General features: G+C 65.2%; 16 protein-coding genes. 8 read left to right on the forward strand and 8 right to left on the reverse strand.

Annotated features, from left to right (window positions below; genetic code table 11):
• Positions 1–27: 27 nt before the first annotated feature.
• Genes C3E77_RS00945 through C3E77_RS00960 form a run of 4 tightly spaced genes read right to left on the reverse strand, consistent with a single transcriptional unit; the run spans position 28 to position 4,849 of the window.
• The gene (locus C3E77_RS00945) at positions 28–1,434 is read right to left on the reverse strand and encodes a GH1 family beta-glucosidase (RefSeq protein ID WP_108389932.1); all 1,407 of its coding nucleotides are present in this window, start codon (positions 1,432–1,434) and stop codon (positions 28–30) included.
• On the reverse strand, positions 1,434–2,330 hold the full coding sequence (locus tag C3E77_RS00950) for a carbohydrate ABC transporter permease (protein WP_108389933.1): 897 nt from the start codon (positions 2,328–2,330) through the stop codon (positions 1,434–1,436). Before C3E77_RS00950 ends, C3E77_RS00945 begins: the two co-directional genes overlap by 1 nt.
• Entirely contained in the window at positions 2,327–3,472 is a 1,146-nt protein-coding gene (locus C3E77_RS00955; RefSeq protein ID WP_108389934.1) for a carbohydrate ABC transporter permease, read from the reverse strand. The genes C3E77_RS00950 and C3E77_RS00955 overlap by 4 nt, the downstream gene beginning before the upstream one ends.
• Positions 3,473–3,532: 60 nt before the next feature.
• Positions 3,533–4,849: an ABC transporter substrate-binding protein gene (locus C3E77_RS00960; protein WP_108392888.1), complete on the reverse strand. Its 1,317-nt coding sequence runs from the start codon at positions 4,847–4,849 to the stop codon at positions 3,533–3,535.
• 279 nt (positions 4,850–5,128) lie between these two features.
• Between C3E77_RS00960 and C3E77_RS00965 the strand changes: the two genes are divergently transcribed.
• The gene (locus C3E77_RS00965; protein WP_108389935.1) at positions 5,129–6,049 is read left to right on the forward strand and encodes an amidase domain-containing protein; all 921 of its coding nucleotides are present in this window, start codon (positions 5,129–5,131) and stop codon (positions 6,047–6,049) included.
• Positions 6,050–6,073: 24 nt separating this feature from the next.
• Positions 6,074–6,748, forward strand: a complete 675-nt coding sequence (locus tag C3E77_RS00970) for an SGNH/GDSL hydrolase family protein (RefSeq protein WP_108389936.1) — start codon at positions 6,074–6,076, stop codon at positions 6,746–6,748.
• Positions 6,749–6,833: 85 nt separating this feature from the next.
• Here C3E77_RS00970 and pgm read toward each other — a convergent pair whose 3' ends face one another.
• Both pgm and C3E77_RS00980 read right to left on the reverse strand, forming a co-directional pair.
• Positions 6,834–8,453, reverse strand: coding sequence for a phosphoglucomutase (alpha-D-glucose-1,6-bisphosphate-dependent) (pgm, locus tag C3E77_RS00975; RefSeq protein WP_108389937.1), 1,620 nt, complete (start codon positions 8,451–8,453; stop codon positions 6,834–6,836).
• Positions 8,454–8,485: 32 nt separating this feature from the next.
• Positions 8,486–9,901 (reverse strand): alpha/beta hydrolase, encoded by a 1,416-nt coding sequence (locus tag C3E77_RS00980; protein WP_162924867.1) that lies wholly within the window; start codon positions 9,899–9,901, stop codon positions 8,486–8,488.
• A gap of 165 nt (positions 9,902–10,066) precedes the next feature.
• Between C3E77_RS00980 and pheA the strand changes: the two genes are divergently transcribed.
• The 4 genes from pheA (at position 10,067) to gdhA (ending at position 13,606) form a co-directional block, all read left to right on the forward strand.
• Positions 10,067–11,050, forward strand: coding sequence for a prephenate dehydratase (gene pheA / locus C3E77_RS00985; RefSeq protein WP_108389939.1), 984 nt, complete (start codon positions 10,067–10,069; stop codon positions 11,048–11,050).
• Between the two features lie 36 nt (positions 11,051–11,086).
• Complete coding sequence (locus tag C3E77_RS00990; RefSeq protein WP_108389940.1) at positions 11,087–11,641, forward strand: hypothetical protein; 555 nt, start codon at positions 11,087–11,089, stop codon at positions 11,639–11,641.
• Positions 11,642–11,892: 251 nt separating this feature from the next.
• On the forward strand, positions 11,893–12,105 hold the full coding sequence (locus tag C3E77_RS00995; RefSeq protein WP_234031245.1) for a hypothetical protein: 213 nt from the start codon (positions 11,893–11,895) through the stop codon (positions 12,103–12,105).
• A gap of 175 nt (positions 12,106–12,280) precedes the next feature.
• On the forward strand, positions 12,281–13,606 hold the full coding sequence (gene gdhA, locus C3E77_RS01000; protein WP_416046415.1) for an NADP-specific glutamate dehydrogenase: 1,326 nt from the start codon (positions 12,281–12,283) through the stop codon (positions 13,604–13,606).
• A gap of 422 nt (positions 13,607–14,028) precedes the next feature.
• Here the strand turns inward: gdhA and C3E77_RS01005 are convergent, their stop codons facing one another.
• Both C3E77_RS01005 and C3E77_RS01010 read right to left on the reverse strand, forming a co-directional pair.
• Entirely contained in the window at positions 14,029–14,931 is a 903-nt protein-coding gene (locus C3E77_RS01005; protein ID WP_234031246.1) for a hypothetical protein, read from the reverse strand.
• Positions 14,932–15,238: 307 nt separating this feature from the next.
• Positions 15,239–16,210, reverse strand: a complete 972-nt coding sequence (locus tag C3E77_RS01010; protein ID WP_162924868.1) for a diacylglycerol/lipid kinase family protein — start codon at positions 16,208–16,210, stop codon at positions 15,239–15,241.
• 37 nt (positions 16,211–16,247) lie between these two features.
• Here C3E77_RS01010 and serS point away from each other — a divergent pair, with 37 nt between their 5' ends.
• Together serS and C3E77_RS01020 are read left to right on the forward strand one after the other, a co-directional pair.
• Positions 16,248–17,510, forward strand: coding sequence for a serine--tRNA ligase (gene serS, locus C3E77_RS01015; RefSeq protein WP_108389945.1), 1,263 nt, complete (start codon positions 16,248–16,250; stop codon positions 17,508–17,510).
• Positions 17,507–18,307, forward strand: coding sequence for an HAD family hydrolase (locus C3E77_RS01020; protein ID WP_108389946.1), 801 nt, complete (start codon positions 17,507–17,509; stop codon positions 18,305–18,307). The genes serS and C3E77_RS01020 overlap by 4 nt, the downstream gene beginning before the upstream one ends.
• The last annotated feature ends 74 nt before the right edge of the window (positions 18,308–18,381 follow it).

Below are 18,381 nucleotides of genomic sequence, written 5' to 3' on the forward strand. Positions count from 1 at the left end.
CCGCGTCACCCCCTCGGTCGTCCCACTCTAGTGCGCGAGTTCCACGGTCTTGGCGGCAGCGATCATCTCTGCGTATGCCAGTCCCGAGTCCTTGATCGTCCGCTCCTGGCTTGCGTAGTCGACGCGGACGATACCGAATCGCTTGTCGTATCCCCACGACCACTCGAAGTTGTCGAGGAGGGACCAGACGAAATAACCGCGAACGTCCGCGCCGTCGGCGATGGCGTCCGACACGGCCTGAACGTGGTCAACGATGTATTGCGTGCGCTCGGCGTCGTGCACGCGGCCGCCCTCGAGAACGTCCTGGTATGCCGAGCCGTTCTCCGTGACGAAGAGCGGTGGCATGTTCGGGTACTCGCGGCCCAGTCGAACCAGCAACTTGTGCAGGCCGGAGGGGTTCACCTCCCAGTTCATCGCTGTGCGCGGCAGGCCGCGGGTCGGGAAGGTGATGTACTCGGATCCGATCCAGCACGACTTGATGTCGCGTTCGGTCGCTCCGGAGTGACCGTCGGTTCCTGAATCGTCCGGGTGCCCCGAGACCTGATCGTCGTGGTAGTGGTTGACGCCGAGGAAGTCGATCTTCGTTCCGATGATCTCCATGTCGCCCGGCTGGATGACGTCACGCAGACCGAACTGCTCGAGGTCGTTGAGCGTGTCATCGGCGTATGCGCCGGTGACGATGGGGTCGAGGAACACCCGGTTCTGGAGCACGTCGAACCGGCGAGCTGCTTCGACATCAACAGGGTCGTTGGCATCGAGCGGGATGGCGTTCGACAGGTTGAGCGTGATGCCGATCTGCTCTGCACCGAGCCCACGCAGCCGGTTCACGGCCAGCCCATGGGCCAGGTGCTGGTGGTGGATCGCGGCGACGGCGTCGTTCGGGTTCTGCCGGCCGGGTGCGTGCACACCGGAGGCATACCCGAGCAGGGAGGAGCAGAATGGCTCGTTGAACGTCGTCCAGTTCTTCACCCGATCGCCAAGAGTGCCATAGACGGTCTCGGCATAGTCGGCAAAGCGCTCGGCTGTGTCGCGGTTTGCCCATCCGCCCTTCTCTTCGAGCGCCTGCGGCAGGTCCCAGTGATAGAGGGTCAGCCAGGGCAGGATGCCGGCACCGAGGAGTTCATCGACGAGCCTGGAGTAGAAGTCGAGTCCGGCCTGGTTCGGCTCGCGGTCGCCGGGTACGACGCGCGCCCAGCTGGTCGAGAACCTGTACGAGTCGAGGCCGAGCTTCTTCATGATTGCGACGTCACCGGCGTAGCGGTGGTAGTGGTCGACGGCGACCTCGAGATCATCGCCGCCGGCGATGGCTCCCGGAACGCGAGCGAAAGCATCCCAGATCGAGTCTTCCTTGCCGTCCTCGTGGCCTGCCCCTTCGACCTGGGCCGCAGCGGTAGCCGACCCCCAGATAAAGGTGGGGGGAAAGTTGAGTGCCATTAACCTTTCACTGCTCCTTGCATAATGCCTGAAATGAGTTGTTTGCCCGCCACGATGAAGAGGATGAGCAAGGGGACTGTAGCCATGATGGCCCCAGCGAGCACTATCGAGTAATCGACGTACCGCGCCGACTGCAGCTGGCTGAGTGCCGTCTGCAGCGTCGGGTTGCTCGCGTTGAGGACCAGGAGGGGCCAGAGGAAGTCGGTCCACGCCGTCATGAAGGTGAACAGGCCGAGGATCGCCATCGCTGGCCTGGCCGCGGGGACAGCGACGTGCCAGAAGGTCGAGATCATGCTGGCACCATCCATGCGGGCCGCCTCGATGAGCTCGTCCGGGATGACGTCGACCAGATACTGGCGCATGAAGAACACACCGAACGCCGTGACGAGGGTCGGGATGATCACCGCACCGATCTCTCCGGTCCAGCCGAGCGTCCTCATCACCATGAACAGGGGGATGATGCCGAGCTGGGTCGGAATGGCCATCGTCGCGATGACGAAGAGCATCAGGCCGTCGCGGCCCTTGAATCGGAGTTTGGCGAACGCATAACCGGCGAGTGTCGAGAAGGTGACGACGGACACCGTGATGATGCTCGAGATGAGCACGCTGTTGCCGAGCGCGAGCCAGAACGGCACGGTGTCGAAGACCTCGCCGACGTTCTTCCAGAAGTTTCCTCCCGGCAGGAGCGGGGGCCAGGTCGAGCCGAACGCGGCGTTGCTTCGGGTGCCCATGACGAACGACCACCACAGGGGGTAGGCCGACGAGAGGAAGAACACGCCGAGGAGCGTGTAGGTCAGCCACCCTGGGCGCTTGTCGATCCCGAAGAACTTCGCTTTGCGTCGCGTGGGCAGGCTCGGAGGAGTCTCGGTCTGGCGGGTGAGGGTGTTCGCGCTCATCGGTTACCCCTCTCTGCTGTCGGTGCTGGTGGGTCTGTCGGATTGGCGTGGCCGGGCGCGGGGAGCGTCACGGCCGAGGTTGCGGCGCCGCGCTTCACGGCGTCCCGCGCTTCGCGCTGGCGGACCTTGAGCAAGCGACGCTGTGCTCGTGCTTTCGCGCCTCTGCCCTCTGCCGTCGCGATGCTGCGGGACAGCAGGAAGTTGATCACGCCGAAGATCACGATGAGCAGGAACAACAGCCAGGCAATGGCCGAGGCTTTGCCGAAGTTCTGGCGGAAGAACGCCATCTCCCAGAGATAGAGCACGGTGGTCTGGAACTGCCGCTGTGATCCGCCGGCCGTGACCGGGTCGAAGAGGCGGGGCTCCGTGAAGATCTGCAGGCCGCCGATCGTCGCCGTGATGATGACGAAGATCATCGTCGGGCGAATCGAGGGGAGGGTAATGCTGAAGAACCGGCGGAGAGCCCCGGCGCCGTCGAGAGCGGCAGATTCGTGGATGTCGCGAGGCACCGACTGCATCGCTGCGAGCAGGATCAGCGCGTTGTATCCCGTCCACCGCCAGTTGACCATCGTCGCTATCGCGATGTGGCTTGGCAGCGTCTCGTTGCGCCACATGATCGGATCAATGCCGAAGCTCTCGAGGATGTTGTTGATCAGTCCGTATTCCTCGCCGAAGACGTTCGAGAAGATCATCGCGACGGCGACCGGGGTGACGACGTAGGGCAGGAGCACGCTCATCCGCCAGAACGTCTTCCCCCGCAGGTTCTGATCCAGCACCGCGGCGATGATGACGGCAGCGGTGAGCTGGGGAATTGAGGAGAGGAAGAAGATGCTCACCGTGTTAAACAGCGAGTTCCAGAAGAAACGGTCTCCGAGGACGGCCGTGAAGTTCCCCCGCCCGACGAATTCGCCCTGCCCCTTGAGCAGGTGCCAGTCGTACAGCGATACGACGAACGTATAGACCAGGGGGAACAGGCCGACGATGGCGAAGAGGATGAAGAATGGGGCGATGTAGAGGTAGGGGGAGGCCTTCACATCGAGGGCACTCAACCGGTGCTTCATCGACATGGGCGCCTTCTTGGGCGTGCGCGACGCGCGGGGAGATGGACTCTCGACCGGCGGCCGGTTCAGTGTGCTTGTCATGTTCTCGCGTCCAGGTGGAGGCCCCCGGACGGATCCGGGGGCCTCTTGGTCGGGTGCTTGCTAGTTATTGACGACCAGGTCGTTGAGGAGCGAGATGGCTTCATCCCATGCCTCGTCGGCGCTCGTGGTCTTGCCCGTGTCGAGCAGCTTCAGCGCGGGGCCGAAGACGTTCTCCTGGATAAGCGAGTCGTCAGGTCCCTTGAACTGGGCTTCAACTCCCTCGGCGCGTGAGGCGAGGATCGCTCCGGTCGGGGCGTTGTTGAACAGCTCGTTCGGAGTGGCCTCCTCTGCGAGCTTCTCCTGCGCTTCGATGGTGCTGGGGAAGTTGCCGGCCGCGGCGGACTGCTTCACCTGCTGCTCGGGTGCGGTCAGCCACTCGGCGAGGGCAGCGGCTTCCTCAGGGTGTTCCGATGAGGTGGGTACCGAGAGGAACGCTCCACCCCAGTTGGACGCTCCGCCGGGGAAGACATCGGCGAAGTCCCAGCCGGTCGAGGCATCGCCGCCGCCGGACTCGAGGGATCCCTTGATGGTGCCGAGCATCCAGCCCGGGCAAACGAAGGTGGCGAAGGAGCCATCAACGAATGCTTTGCCCTTGCCCCAGTCCCACGCGGTCTGGTTGGCCGAGAGGCCGTTTGCCGTGCCGGCCGCGAGCTGGTCGAAACGCTCACGCATTTCGGCGTTGTCCTCGATGTTCAGGTCACCATCCCTGGTGTAGTAACCCTCGTCCATCTGGTTGACCATGGAGTTCCAGACGAAGCCCGAGTGGTCGTACCAGGCTTTGCCCGTTGCTGCCTTGTACTGCTCGCCGAGCTCGAAGTACTTTTCCCAGGTCGCGTCGTCGCCTCCGAAGAGCTCGGCGACCGCTTCACGGTCGCTCGGCAGGCCGGCGGCCTCGAAGAGCTTGCCGTTGTAGCAGAGGCCCTGTGGGCCGATGTCGGTGCCGTAGCCGATGACACGGCCATCGGGGTCTGTCCCCTGCTCGAACTTCCAGGGCACCCAGTTGTCTTTGATGTCGGCAGCGCCGTACTCGTTGAGGTCGACGAACTGGTCGGATACCCCCATGATTTGTCCGAGCCAGCCCTCTTCGATCGCGACGATGTCAGTGAGGCCGGAACCGGCGGAGATCTTGGTGAAGGCATCCGTGCGGGCGTTTCCGCCTGTGTCGATGTTGTCGGCCTTGATGGTGATGTTCGGGTTGGCTTTTTCGTACTCTTTGTAGAGCTCGTCGTAGCCGAAAGTGCCGAACGTGGTGATGGACAGTTCGATTTTTCCGTCAGCAGAGCCGGCGCCGTCTGAGGCGCAGCCGGTGGCGATTAAAGCAAAGGCTGCGGCGCCGGCGATGCCGGACGCGAGCCTGGTGCGGCGTGAGAGGTTCACGATCACTCCTTTGTGTGTGTGGACTGGTGCACTCCTGAGAGCGCTCTCATTTTGGGCGCTGAGAGCGCTCTCACGAATTACCGGCCAAGCTACGCGACACATCGCGTGCGTGTCAAGCATTTCTTTCACCGCTCGTGAGTCGCGGCATCCGTCACGCGTTTTCCTCGACCGACGGCGGAGGGAGCCGCGCGGTGGGAGATCCAGCGGGGCGAGTGTCACGGGGCCTCTCTCACCCGGGTCGATTACCATGGGATTTAGCTCTCAACCAAAGGATTTTTTGTGCAGAACCCGTTCCCGTCCGTCAGCCCCCGCGTCAGAAAGCGCCGCATCACGGTACTGGCGGGCATTGTTGCGGTGGGAGCACTCGTTGCAGGGTGCGCAACACAAGGGGCACCAACGGATGCAACGGGAGATCGCCCGCAACCGTCTGTCTCCGCAACGCCCAACGTGGTCAGCCAGGTCAGCGCAGTGGAGCCGGCGACCGGATCGGTGACCGGCGGAACGACGGTTTCCGTCTCCGGCACCGGGCTTAAGAAGGCAACGGCCGTGACGGTCGGAGGGGTTCCCGCGTCGGATGTGACGGTGAAGGATGACACGACACTGACCTTCGTGGCTCCCGCGGCCGCCAATTACCAGCCTGTCGCCGCCGATGTCGTCGTGCTCGACGGCGAGACGCCGATCGGGTCACCCGTGCCGCTGACCTATGCGGTAGAGACCGGCATCGACGCCCAGATGTCATACGCGATGACCCACTGGAGCGCGTACAACGAGGCCGAGTGGGGCAACCTCAACCCGGTCGGTGGCGACTGTGCCAACTTCGTCAGCCAAACCCTGATCGAACGCGGCTGGGAGCAGTCCGATGCGTGGCACAACAATCGGGCCGGTGCTGACTGGACGCCCGCCTGGGGATATGTGCCCGCCATGGACGACTGGTTCGCCAGTTCCGAAGGGCCGGAGGCTACCCGGCTGTCCATCGAGGAGCGGGACAAGGTGAAGGTCGGCGACGTCGCCATGTTCGACTGGAACCTCAATGACACTCCCGACCACGTCATGATCGTGTCGAAGGTGTTTGTCGAGGGTGACAAGACCGTGGTCCAGCTGGTCGGGCACAACAAGGACTTCGATTACAGGGACCTCGACACCACCATCACCGTCGAGCACCCGGGTGGTACCGCGTGGTTCTGGAGCATCCCCGCCTAACCCCGGCTCGGGATTGGACAGCATATGCCCCGCATAAACCAAACGAAACGCGTGCTCCTCGCGCTTGCGTTCGCCGGTATCGGGGCAGGGTTCGTCGCGTGTTCTGCGGCCGACGAGGGGCTGTCATCACCGGACTCCGGGCAGCCGGTAGCGGCCTTTTACGGCGACTCCTACACGCAAGGTGCTGGCGCAAGCGATCCGTCACTCCGTTGGTCGACGCTCATCGCCGCCGACCGCAACTGGACCGAGTTCAACCCGAGCGTGAGCGGTCTCGGTTTCGTGAACAATCGCGACCGTCTCCCCGAGGACCTCGTCGGGCTCATCGTCAACGAGAAACCCGACATCGTCATCGTCACGATGGGACTCAACGACAACTTTGCTCCGCCGACCGCGGCCGACGATCTCAAGCAGGCCATCGAGGGCGACCTGGGAACCTTCGCGGATGAGCTTCCTGACGCCCGCCTCGTGGTCGTCGAACCGTTCTGGTACACCGATGAGAGACCGGAAACCGTCGGCACCATCATCGGCTGGGTGCGGGATGCCGCCGTCGGAGTCGACGCGGACTACATCGAGGGAGCCTCACGGTGGCTGGAGGGCCACCCGGAATGGATGTCGGTCGACGGTATCCACCCCAACGACGAGGGATACGCCGAGATCGCCGAGCGCATGGACGAGGAACTGGCCGCACTCGGCCTGTAGCCAGCTGCCGAGAGCCTCAGTTCCGGCCCAAAGCACCGGTTGCGCCGGATGTTCTTGACCGCAGCTGAGGCGCTCGGCGCGTGAGCTAGCCGCCGAGCGCCGCGTCGACGATGAGTTTCGCCTCGGCCTGGACCTGCTTCAGGTGCTCCGCGCCCCGGAACGACTCAGCGTAAATCTTGTACACGTCTTCGGTCCCGCTCGGCCTAGCGGCGAACCAGGCGTTCTCGGTCACGACCTTCACCCCGCCGACGGGCGCACCGTTTCCTGGTGCCGTGCTGAGCTTCGCGACGATGGGATCCCCGGCCAGTTCGGTCGCCGTGATCGCTGCTCCATCCAGCTTTCCGAGCGCTGCCTTCTGGGCTTTCGTTGCCGCTGCATCCACCCGCTCGTACACGGGGTCGCCGAACTTGTCGGTGAGTTCCCGGTACAGCTCAGACGGGGTTTTGCCCGTGACGGCGAGGATCTCCGCCGCGAGCAGGCACAACAGGATGCCGTCCTTGTCTGTGGTCCACACGGTTCCGTCAAGACGCAGGAAGCTCGCGCCAGCGCTCTCCTCGCCACCGAATCCGACGGAGCCGTCGATGAGTCCGGGGACGAACCACTTGAACCCGACCGGCACCTCCCAGAGGGTGCGGCCGAGGGAGTCGGCCACGCGGTCGATGATGGAGCTGGAAACCAGGGTTTTCCCGATTTTGGCGCCCTGATCCCAGCCGGAGCGGTTGCGGTAGAGGTAATCGATGGCGACGGCGAGGAAGTGGTTGGGGTTCATCAGGCCGGCGTCCGGCGTCACGATGCCGTGCCTGTCGGCATCCGCGTCATTGCCGGTGAGGATGTCGTACTCATCCTTGTGCGCGAGAACGGATGCCATCGCGAACGAACTCGACGGATCCATGCGGATCTTGCCGTCCCAGTCGAGGGTCATGAATCGCCAGGTCGGGTCAACGTCCGGGTTCACCACTGTGAGGTTGAGGTTGTACTTGTCGGCGATCGCCTGCCAGTACGACACGCTCGCCCCTCCGAGCGGGTCTGCCCCGATCCGGATCCCGGACTCGCGGATGGCATCCATGTTGATAATGGTCGCGAGGTCGTCGACGTAGTTCGTGCGGAAATCGTAGGTTTCGACGGCGCTCGGCTCGGCCATCTGAACATCGACCATGCCGTTCGCGATGATCTCGTTCGCACGGTTGGCGATCCAGCTCGTCGCATCGCTGTCTGCCGGGCCACCGTGCGGCGGGTTGTACTTGAAGCCACCGTCCGCCGGCGGGTTGTGGCTCGGCGTAACGACGATGCCGTCGGCCTGTTCCTCTGCGCCCGAGTTGTTGTACTTGAGGATGGCGTGGCTGAGTGACGGGGTCGGCACGAAGTCGTCGAACTCGTCGACCAGCACACGCACGTCGTTGCCCACCAGCACTTTGAGTGCGGTGGTCTGCGCCGGGTGGCTCAGCGCGTGGGTATCGGAGCCGATGAACAGGGGACCGGTGATTCCCTGGGCTGCCCGGTACTCGACGATCGCCTGGGTGGTCGCGGCGATGTGGTGTTCGTTGAAAGCCGTGTTGAGGGACGAGCCCCTGTGTCCACTGGTTCCGAAAACGACGCGCTGCTCGGGGATCGACACATCCGGCTGCTTCTCGAAGTATGCCTCGATAAGCGCCGGGACGTCGACGAGGTCGGATTCAGCTGCTGGGGTGCCTGCTCGCTCATTCATGAGCCCATTGTGGCATCAGCGCCACCACGCCGTCAGGGCCTTGCGCCGTCGCCTTCGGCCAGCAGGGTGGCGTCACTCGCGATGCTTCGCGACCCTGGGGTGATGTCGTGGCGCTCTCCCGTGATGATCTTCTGGATGTCGTAGAGGCTCTCGGTGCCGTCACCGAGGTACTTGTCGTGGTCGAAGTGGCGGGATGACCCGACCACGTCGTGCGCCTTCACCGCCGCCAGGATGGTTCCGTCTGCGAGCGTTGTGCCGTCGCTGCCAAAGAACTGCGCGCCCCATTCCGGTTCAGCCGGATTTGCCCGGCCCGACCAGAAGCGCCCGGTATCGGCGAGGGCGTCCTCGCGTGCCTGTGAGACGTAGACCCGCTCGGGCCGGACGTGGAGGTCAGCGATTGTCAGTCCGGCAGGCACGCCGGCCGAGCCGATGACGACAAAGGAACTCACCCCGTAGTTGCCAGAGGCGAGCGCGAGGGCCGCGGTCGTCGACCCGTAGGAGTGGCCGATCACCGTCACCTCGGCGAGTGACTCAGCCGCGTCTCGCACGGCGTCATAGCTGGCGAGGGCTGCCGCGAGTCGCACGGAGCCGGCTTCCGCGTGACCGGTCGACACGGTGTCGACCGGTCCTGGACTCTCGTAACCAAGCCAAAGCACTGCGGCGCTGTCGACCGATGCCTCCTGCATCCGTTCGACCCCGCGCAGGTAGTCCGAGAGCTGGAGCACGCTCGAGTCCATGCCTGGGACGAAGAAGCTCGTGAACTTCGCCGTATTGAGATCCCCCACTGCGACGGCGGCAAGAGGCGGCCCCGTCACGCTTCCATCGAGCTCGATGAGGTAGTGCGGCACAGGGTCGGTCGCGTCTGTTTCGGAACCGAATCGGTTGGCGAGAAGTTCAACCCCGCGCAGCCTGTCGGTCGCTTCCATCGCCCGCCGGGCACTCTCAGCATCCCCAGCGGACGAGGCGCTGCGCCCGAGCGCGAGGTGCAGGTCCGATTCGGCCTGGTCTCTCAGCTCAACGAGACGCGCCACGTTGGCGCTGCTGCGGTCGACGTACGAAACACCGCCGAGGTTGCCGATCGCGTCTGGCCGGTCCTCGACCAGACGGTTCCGGAAGTCATCGGGCAGGGCGGGCCAGAGCGCCGCGACCTGGCGAGGCGTGAGTGAGTGCAGTGCGCCGACGGCGCCCTCGAGGTCCCCGGCGAACTCCGTGGCAAATCCGAGGCCGGAAAGTGAGCTGACAACCCGCATGGACGGTTGTGAAACGGATGCCGGTGACCGCGAATCCTGGTCAGCGAGCGAACGGGGAAACTGCCCAGCTATGCCGGGGCCCGAGATAAGCAGTGCGATCGCCGTTGTTGCGCCGCCGAGCCGGGACAGGCGCGACGCGCTCTGAAGCGCCGACCTGCCCCTGGTGGCCGCCGACGCGACCAGCCTTAACGAATACACCGACTACTCCCCGCACAGCGACCTGGAATGCCGTTTCCCCCTGGTACGCGCGCGTAGCCAGCCTCGAAAGCATATCGATTCATGCAGGCCGTGCACAGTCCCACATTCGGGGTCGTACGCCGATGCTCCCCGTCGACCGGGAGGGTGGCCGGTAGGCTCGATTCTATGGCACAGACCCGCGACACGGCCCCGCTCCGCACATACAGCTACCTCGGGCCACGCGGAACGTTCACCGAAGCGGCCCTCGCGCAGGTGCCGGAGGCGGTCGGCCAGAGCTGGCGATCGGTAAACAACGTCGGTGAAGCGCTCGGAGATGTGATCGCCGGTCGCAGTGACGGAGCGGTCATCGCCATCGAAAACTCCATCGAGGGTGGAGTTTCCGTTGCCCAGGATGCCCTCGCGACCATGCCAGGGCTCCGGATCGTCGGTGAGTACCTCGTTTCGGTGAACTTCGTCCTCGTCGCCCGCCGCGGCACCCGGCTCGAGGATGTGAAGGTCGTCAACGCGCACCCCGTCGCGTACGCGCAGTGCCACCAGTGGATGGACGCGACTCTCCCTGATCACGGCCACATTCCCGCCACAAGCAACGTGGCAGCGGCATCCGCCCTGTTCGAAACGGAACTGGCCGACGCCGCCATTGCGCCGCCCGGAATCGTGGACTCGTACGACGTCGACGTGCTCGCCGAAGCGATCGGTGACAACCCGAACGCCGTCACGCGGTTCCTCCACGTCAGCAGGACAACCCGGATCCCTGAGCCCACCGGGGCAGACAAGACAAGTCTCGTCGCCGAGCTCCCCGTGGACCGGGCCGGTGCCCTCCTCGAGCTGTTGCAGCAATTCTCCACGCGCGGCGTCAACATGAGCCTCATCGAGTCGAGGCCCATCGGCGATGAGCTCGGCAGGTACCGGTTCATCATCGACGCCGACGGTCACATCAGCGACGAACGGGTTGCGGATGCTCTCCTCGGTGTCAGGCGGTTCAGTCCCGGTGTCATGTTCCTCGGATCGTACCCTCGCGCCGACAAATCGCCGATCGTGTTCGATGAGAAGTACTCGGACGACGTGTTTGCCGACGCGCGCGACTGGCTGCGGGGGCTTCTGGCAGGCGAGTCCGACGTCAGTTCAGCGCAGCCGTCACGCGCTGGCTAGAATCCGAGTCAGGCACGCCGCGCGAAGGAGCATCGGATGAGTGACGAAGGCGGATTCGACCCCAGATACAGTCCCGAGTTCCAGCGTGGCTACGAACCCGGGTCCCGGGGGCGGACCGATGAAGCCCCGAAGTCCCACTCGCCGTCGCGGGTCGCCCCGATGCCGGTTGCCCCTGTTCCTGATCGGGTGGTCCACCCCGCCGACGAACCGGACCAGCTCGACTCGGTCAGTGCCATCGACGCGGGCGATGCTGAGGGTGTCCCGGATGGGGGTTCGCTCGCCGAACCCCGGCCGTGGCGGAACCCCTACCTCGTGAGCCTCGCCGTCATCGGCCCGGCCATGACGATCGCGGGTGTGACGCTTTTTCGCTGGGCGGTCACTCAGATGTACTCGGGACAGATCTCGGGGGGAACATCCACAACCGAAGAGGCGCGAGCGGACTGGATCTGGGTCCAGGTCGCGTGGGGGATTGCCCCGCTCCTGTGTATCGCCGGGGTCCTGACGGTGATCGGCGTGGTTTTCTTCCTGGCGACCAGGTGGAGACCAGGGAGCCGGACGACGGTCGACGCGAGCGACGAGCTGGACGCGTAGGCCGTTCGTGGCATCCGTGAGGCGAGCCCGTCGACATCATCGGGGGCGCTGGATCGCCGGTGCTGGTGCCTTGCTACTCTTGACCGGCTTCGGCCTCTTGCTCATTGACGCGCACGTGAGACTGGACGCTGCCGAGGGGGGTTATCCCGCTGACCGCGGAAGAGCGTGACTACTTCGGCCCGGATGCAGACGTGATGATCCGGTCGTTTGTGACGTCATCACTCGTTCAGGGCCTGGTCTCGGGTTCTGACATGCGCACATTCGAGGTGACGGTGTCTGAGCCAGACAGCGAGGGCGGTGAGGTCTCGATCATCGAAAAGTCGCCGTCAAAGGTCGTGGTGTTCCCCGGCAGCTGGCACGCCGGCCCGCCCGCAATGCCGTTGTTTGCGGGGATCGTATTGCTCGTCGTCGCGCTGTGTGATCGGGCGGCCAGGTGGCGGGCGCAGCCCGATACCGAACGGTGAAATTGACTGTCGCGCCGGGCACGATCAAACTGTTCTCGGTCGAACAACGGCCTTTCTCGCGTGATGCACCCCTCCTCATCCGGAACCGGCCTGCCTCGCGTTGCCCGGGCGGTGTTGCCCGTTTTCCTGATCAGAAAGTTCTTCCTTGTTCCAAACCTCTCCCAGTTCAGACGCCATTTCCGAGGTGTACGAGACCGCCGTCGCCCGCAACGCCGGGGAGCCGGAATTCCACCAGGCCATGCACGAGGTGCTCGAGTCGATAGCGCCAGCGCTCGACGAGCACCCCGAGTTCCTTGAGGCGGGAATCCTCCAGCGGATCGTTGAGCCCGAGCGTCAGGTCATGTTCCGCGTGCCCTGGACGGACGACAAGAATCGCGTGCAGGTGAACCGGGGATTCCGGGTGCAATTCAACTCAGCGCTCGGTCCGTACAAGGGCGGACTCCGGTTCCATCCCACGGTCAACCTGTCCATCATCAAGTTCCTCGGTTTCGAGCAGATCTTCAAGAACGCACTCACCGCGCAGGGCATCGGTGGTGCCAAGGGTGGAAGCGACTTCAACCCGCAGGGCAAGAGCGACGCCGAAATCATGCGGTTCTGCCAGAGCTTCATGAACGAGCTCTATCGGCACCTCGGCGAGCACACCGATGTGCCGGCCGGTGACATCGGCGTTGGCGGCCGCGAGATCGGCTACCTCTTCGGCCAGTACCGCAAGATCACCAACCGCCACGAGTCCGGCATGTTCACCGGAAAGGGCACCGGATGGGGCGGCGCCGAAGTCCGTACGGAGGCGACGGGCTACGGCGCGGTGTTCTTCACCGAGGAGATGCTCGCCACCAGGGGCGAGTCCATCGAGGGCAAGACCGCCGTGGTCTCCGGCTCCGGCAACGTCGCGATCTACGCCATCGAGAAAGTCCAGCAGCTCGGCGGACGTGCGATCACGGCATCCGACTCTTCCGGTTACATCGTGGACGAGGCGGGAATCGACGTCGACCTGCTCAAGCAGATCAAGGAAGTCGAGCGGCTGCGCATCGCCGAGTACGCCGAGCGGCGCACGAGTGCACGGTTTATCTCTGGTGGCAGCGTGTGGGATGTTCCCGGCCAGATCGCGCTGCCCTGTGCGACACAGAACGAACTCTCGTTGCGGGACGCGGAGGCGCTCATTGCCAACGGCGTTGAGGCCGTCGCGGAGGGCGCCAACATGCCGTGCCTGCCCGACGCCGTGCACGCCTTCCAGCAGGCCGGTGTGCTCTTCGGCCCAGGTAAGGCGGCAAACGCCGGCGGTGTCGCAACGAGCGCGCTCGAGATGAGCCAGAACGCATCGCGCCAGCGCTGGAACTTCAGCGACAGCGAGGACCGCCTGCACAACATCATGCGCGGGGTTCACGCTGCGGCGTTCGAAGCGGCCGACCGATACGGTCGCCCCGGCGATTACGTGGTCGGTGCGAACACGGCGGCGTTCGTGAAGGTCGCAGACGCGATGCTGGCGCAGGGCGTCATCTAGCGCTCGCTGTGGTGGTGGCGCGTGCCGACGGCATCCAATCGTGTGCGGGGCCTGCGGACGCTCCCCTTGCTCGGCCAGAAACGGCTGTTCGTGCGCTGCTCGGACAGAAAAGGTTGTTCGTGCGCTGCTCGGCCGGAAAAGGCTCGACTTGACGCGAAAGTGCGACCCTTTGTGGCCGTGCAAGGCCTGCGCGGCTCGTGTGCGACCGTTTGTGGCGGAGCAAGGCGTGGTGGGCCGAACGGTTCTTCGTGCTCGGCCAGAAACGGCTGTTCGCGCGCTGCTCGGCCAGAAACGGCTGTTCGTGCGCTGCTCGGACAGAAATGGCTCGACTTGACGCGAAAGTGCGACCCTTTGGGGCTGAGCAACGGGTGCGCTGAGTGGGCGCGGTGTGCGACCGTTTGTGGCCGAGAAGGGTGCGGTTGCTAGCCGACCCACCCCAGCATCCGCAGCCGTCGCTCGACTCGGCGTCTCAACGCTGGCAGGTCGGCGAGGTCGTCGCCGGTGAACTGCAGCGTCTGCCAGCCCTCGTCGCCGATGTCGTTCGCCCGGCGCACGTCGGTTCGCCACTGGCGAATGTCGGTGCGGTGCTGATCGCCGTGATACTCCAGCTCGAGCTTATGGTCGGGGAACGCAAGGTCGAGATATACCGTGCGTCGCGCCAAGGGGAGGAACACTTCGTGGTTCGCGAGGGGAGTGGGAAGCCCGCTCAGCGCCAGATCGACGCGAACCAGTGATTCTGGGCGAGATCGAGAGTGGTCGGAGGTGAGGGCGAGCGCTCGCCGCAGCATCCTTCGACCGGCTCGCGCGGGGTATCTGTCGACGGCGCTGGCGAGCTGAGCGGCGGTCGTGCGTGGTGCCTCGTGCCAGAGGAGGAAATCCGCCGCCGCGACCAGGTCGGGCAGATTGAGCATGGCAGCGAGGTCGCACCAGGTGCGCTCAACGGTTGTGATGGGAAGCCCGCCGAGCATGGTGACGTCGCCCGCATCGAGAACGGCGCTGTGCCCCCGCACCCCGCGTCGACGAAGAGCCCGCCCGGGCGATGGAACGGTGACGTGGATGGCTGCGTCGGACGACAGCGGCAGCGGCATGCCGTGAACCAGCGCCGCCGTTCGATGACTGAGGGCCGCACCCGGCGGCAGCCGTGTTGCGATCGCGCGGCATGCCAGTTCGAGGGTGAGACTCGGCGTGGCGAGCACCCGGATGCCGTGAAACGGCGCGACGAGGCCCCTGTTCCGCATCTGCGCACGCGTGAACCCGTGCTCGTATGCGTCTGCCACGGAGAACGCGGAGGGTAATGCGCGCGGCAACGGTTTGCGGAAAGTCACGGCTCGAGGGTGGCCCACCCCTGTGACGGGTGGCGGGTGCGATCCGCGGCTGTGGACTTTGCGGTGCCCCCGACCGCCGGTTGAGGAACGGGCGCGTTGCGCGGTCGGCTCCTTGCTCGGCCAGAAAAGGCTGTTCGCACGCTGCTCGGCCAGAAAAGGCGGGAGTTTTCGCGAGAGTTCGGCCTTTTTTGGCCGAGCAGAGGGCAGGGCGGGTGCGGAACGACCACTTGTGGCCGAGCAGAGGGCTGGGCGGGTGCGGAACGACCACTTGTGGCCGAGCAGCAGGGAGGGGGGGCGGATGCCGCGCCTAGCGCACCCGGACGGCAAGCGCCCCAGGGTCGGTCGCGAACCGCACCCCGGCCACGATGCCGAACCCGTCGCCGTCGAGTTCAATGGCACGGGGTTTCTCGAGTGACACGGTGATGCCGGCGCTGCGCAAGTAGGTGATGGTCGACGAGTTTCCCGATGTCGCCTTGATGATGCGGCGGCCCATCACCGACTTGCGGAGCGGTCCGTTGTCGACCCGCAGCCTGCGCGCGACATCGATCCAGCCGACTGTTCCGCGGGGCTGCAGCACGGCGACGTCGAGCAGTCCGTCGTCGACGACGGCGTCGGGCATCATCTCGAGTCCGCCGGTCAGCGTGCCGCAGTTGCCGAACAGGATCGTCGAGACGTGGGCGCTGTGCACGGGCTTGCCCTCGAGCTGGTACCGGATGCGGAACGGCTTTGCGCCCGGCAGCACGCGGATGCCTGCGTCGACGTAGGCGAGCCAGCCGAACGATTTCTTGAGCGCGTCGCTCGTGTTCGCCATGATGTCAGCGTCGATGCCCATACCGGCCATCACGAGGAAGCCGTGCTCTTCGATGCTGCCGTCGATGCGGCTGAGCGTCGCGATGCCGAGGTCTATGTGACGGGTGTTTCCCTCGAAGGCGATGCGGATGGCATCCGCTGTATTGGTGATCGGCACGCCGATGTTGCGCGCGAGGACGTTGCCAGTGCCGGGGGGGAGGAGCGCGAGCGGAATGCCCGAATCGCGGAGGCCCTCCGCAACGCTGCGCACAGTGCCGTCTCCACCGGCAGCGAGCACCATGGCCGCACCGGCCTCGACCGCCTCGAGGGCAATGCCACGCCCCGGGTCTTCGACGCTTGTCTCGAACCACATCGACTCGCCCCACCCGGCGGCGGTGGCGGCCGCGTCGATCTGGCGGCGCAACTCCTGGATGCGGCCCTTGGTCGGGTTGAAGATCACAGCGGCGCGAGGGGACTCTGTGCTCGTCATATCTTCAACGGTACCCCGCGCGGCTAGACTTGCCAGCGTGATTGATCCAGTGCTCCTCCGCGAAAACCCCGACCTCATCAGGCGCTCGCAGGAGGCGAGACGATCGCCCGTCGATCTGGTCGACCAGGCCCTTGAGGCCGACCGTGAGCGCCGCACCGCGATCACCAGCTTCGAAGAGCTCCGCGCAGAGCAGAACGCCTTCGGCAAGACGGTCGCCCAGGCGCCGAAAGACGAGAAGGCGGCGCTCGTCGCCCAGGTCAAAGGCCTGTCCGAGCGGGTCAAGCTCGCGCAGCAGCAGGTCACGGATGCCGAGACCCGCTTCAATGAGATCGTCGGCGCGATCCAGAACCCGATTATCGACGGCGTGCCCGCCGGCGGCGAAGACGACTTCGTCACGCTCCGCGAGGTCGGTGAGAAGCCGACGTTCGACTTCGAGCCTAAGGACCACCTCGAACTCGGCGAGACGCTCGGCGCCATCGACATGCAGCGCGGCACCAAGGTTTCCGGTGCGCGGTTCTACTACCTCCGCGGCATCGGTGCCCGCCTCGAGCTCGCCATCATGAACATGGCTCTCGATCGCGCGCTCGCCGAAGGGTTTATCCCGCTCATCACTCCGACCCTCGTGAAGCCCGAGATCATGGCGGGCACGGGGTTCCTCGGCGCCCACGCCGACGAGGTCTACTACCTGCCAGCCGACGACCTGTACCTCACGGGCACGAGCGAGGTGGCGCTCGCCGGGTACCACTCCGACGAAATCATCGACGTGGCGGATGCCCCCATCCGCTATGCGGGCTGGTCCACCTGCTACCGCCGCGAGGCCGGCTCGTACGGCCGGGATACCCGCGGAATCATCCGCGTTCACCAGTTCAACAAGCTTGAGATGTTCGTTTACACGACGCCTCAGGAGGCAGAGGCCGAGCACCTCCGCCTGCTCGGCTGGCAGGAAGGCATGCTCCAGGCCCTCGGCTTGAGCTACCGCGTGATCGACACCGCCGCCGGTGACCTCGGTTCGAGCGCCGCACGCAAGTACGACGTCGAAGCCTGGGTTCCGACGCAGGACGCGTTCCGCGAACTCACCTCGACCTCCAACTGCACGACCTATCAGGCGCGCCGGCTCAACATCCGTTACCGCGGCGAGAGTGGCAAGACCAGCCCGGTCGCAACCCTCAACGGCACCCTCGCAACGACCCGCTGGCTCGTGGCGCTCCTCGAAACCCACCAGCAGGCCGACGGCTCCGTCGTTGTTCCCGAAGCGCTCCGCCCGTACCTCGGCGGGCTCGATGTGATCCGGCCGCTGTGAGCGAAGCCGGTCTCCTCGTCGCGCTCGACGTCGACGGCACCCTGCTCCACGAAGACGGATCGATGTCGGATGCCGTCATCGACGCCGCTCGCGCGGCATCCGCTCGCGGTCACCGGCTGATGCTCGCAACGGGACGCAGCTGGGAGACGACGCTGCCCGTCGTCGAGCAGCTGGGAATCGACCCCGAGTACGTCGTCTGCGCGAACGGCGCTCTTGTGATGAAGCGTGACCCGGCCGCGGTCGGTGGGTATCGTCGCCACCTGATTGAGACCTTCGATCCGAGCGACGTGCTCAAGACCATCCGTTCGCACCTTGCCGACGGCCGGTACATGGTCGAATACCCGAGCGGATACCGTAGATATACCGTCGGAATGACCGACTGGAACCTCGAAAACGCCGAAGAGGTCGAGTTCGATGGGCTGCTGAGCGAGCCGGTGACGCGAGTCGTTGTCGTCTCTCCCGAGCACGATGAACTCGAGTTCCTCAAGATCGTTGAGAGCATGGGGCTGCACCAGGTCGCCTATGCCATCGGCTGGACCGCGTGGCTCGACATCGCCCCGCTCGGCGTCAACAAGTCGACGGCCCTCGAGCGGGTGCGGGAATGGCTCGGTGTTCCGCTGGATCGTGTCGTCGCCGTCGGTGACGGCCGCAATGACGTTGAAATGTTTGCGTGGGCGGGAGCCAGCGGGCGCGCCGTCGCCATGGGGCAGGCGCCGGTCGAGGTCAAAGACGCGGCAACCGAGGTGACCGGGTCGGTTGCCGATGACGGTCTTGTGGCTGTGCTCGAGTCGCTCTGAGAGTGAGTTCGGGGCGGCAGGGGCACGGTTCCCACTCAGGGGTCGTCCAGAATGCCCTGTGAGGATGGACTTGC

It is taken from the genome of Mycetocola zhujimingii, from assembly GCF_003065425.1.
GTDB classification, from domain to species: Bacteria; Actinomycetota; Actinomycetes; order Actinomycetales; family Microbacteriaceae; genus Mycetocola_A; species Mycetocola_A zhujimingii.

Excerpts from the sequence above, each read along its gene's own strand:
- C3E77_RS00995 (WP_234031245.1), top strand. The coding sequence starts at position 11,893 with ATGCGCACATTCGAGGTGACGGTGTCTGAGCCAGACAGCGAGGGCGGT.
- pgm (WP_108389937.1), bottom strand. The coding sequence starts at position 8,453 with ATGAATGAGCGAGCAGGCACCCCAGCAGCTGAATCCGACCTCGTCGAC.
- pheA (WP_108389939.1), top strand. The coding sequence starts at position 10,067 with ATGGCACAGACCCGCGACACGGCCCCGCTCCGCACATACAGCTACCTC.
- C3E77_RS00990 (WP_108389940.1), top strand. The coding sequence starts at position 11,087 with ATGAGTGACGAAGGCGGATTCGACCCCAGATACAGTCCCGAGTTCCAG.
- C3E77_RS00945 (WP_108389932.1), bottom strand. The coding sequence starts at position 1,434 with ATGGCACTCAACTTTCCCCCCACCTTTATCTGGGGGTCGGCTACCGCT.
- C3E77_RS00955 (WP_108389934.1), bottom strand. The coding sequence starts at position 3,472 with ATGACAAGCACACTGAACCGGCCGCCGGTCGAGAGTCCATCTCCCCGC.
- C3E77_RS00970 (WP_108389936.1), top strand. The coding sequence starts at position 6,074 with ATGCCCCGCATAAACCAAACGAAACGCGTGCTCCTCGCGCTTGCGTTC.
- C3E77_RS01010 (WP_162924868.1), bottom strand. The coding sequence starts at position 16,210 with ATGACGAGCACAGAGTCCCCTCGCGCCGCTGTGATCTTCAACCCGACC.
- C3E77_RS00950 (WP_108389933.1), bottom strand. The coding sequence starts at position 2,330 with ATGAGCGCGAACACCCTCACCCGCCAGACCGAGACTCCTCCGAGCCTG.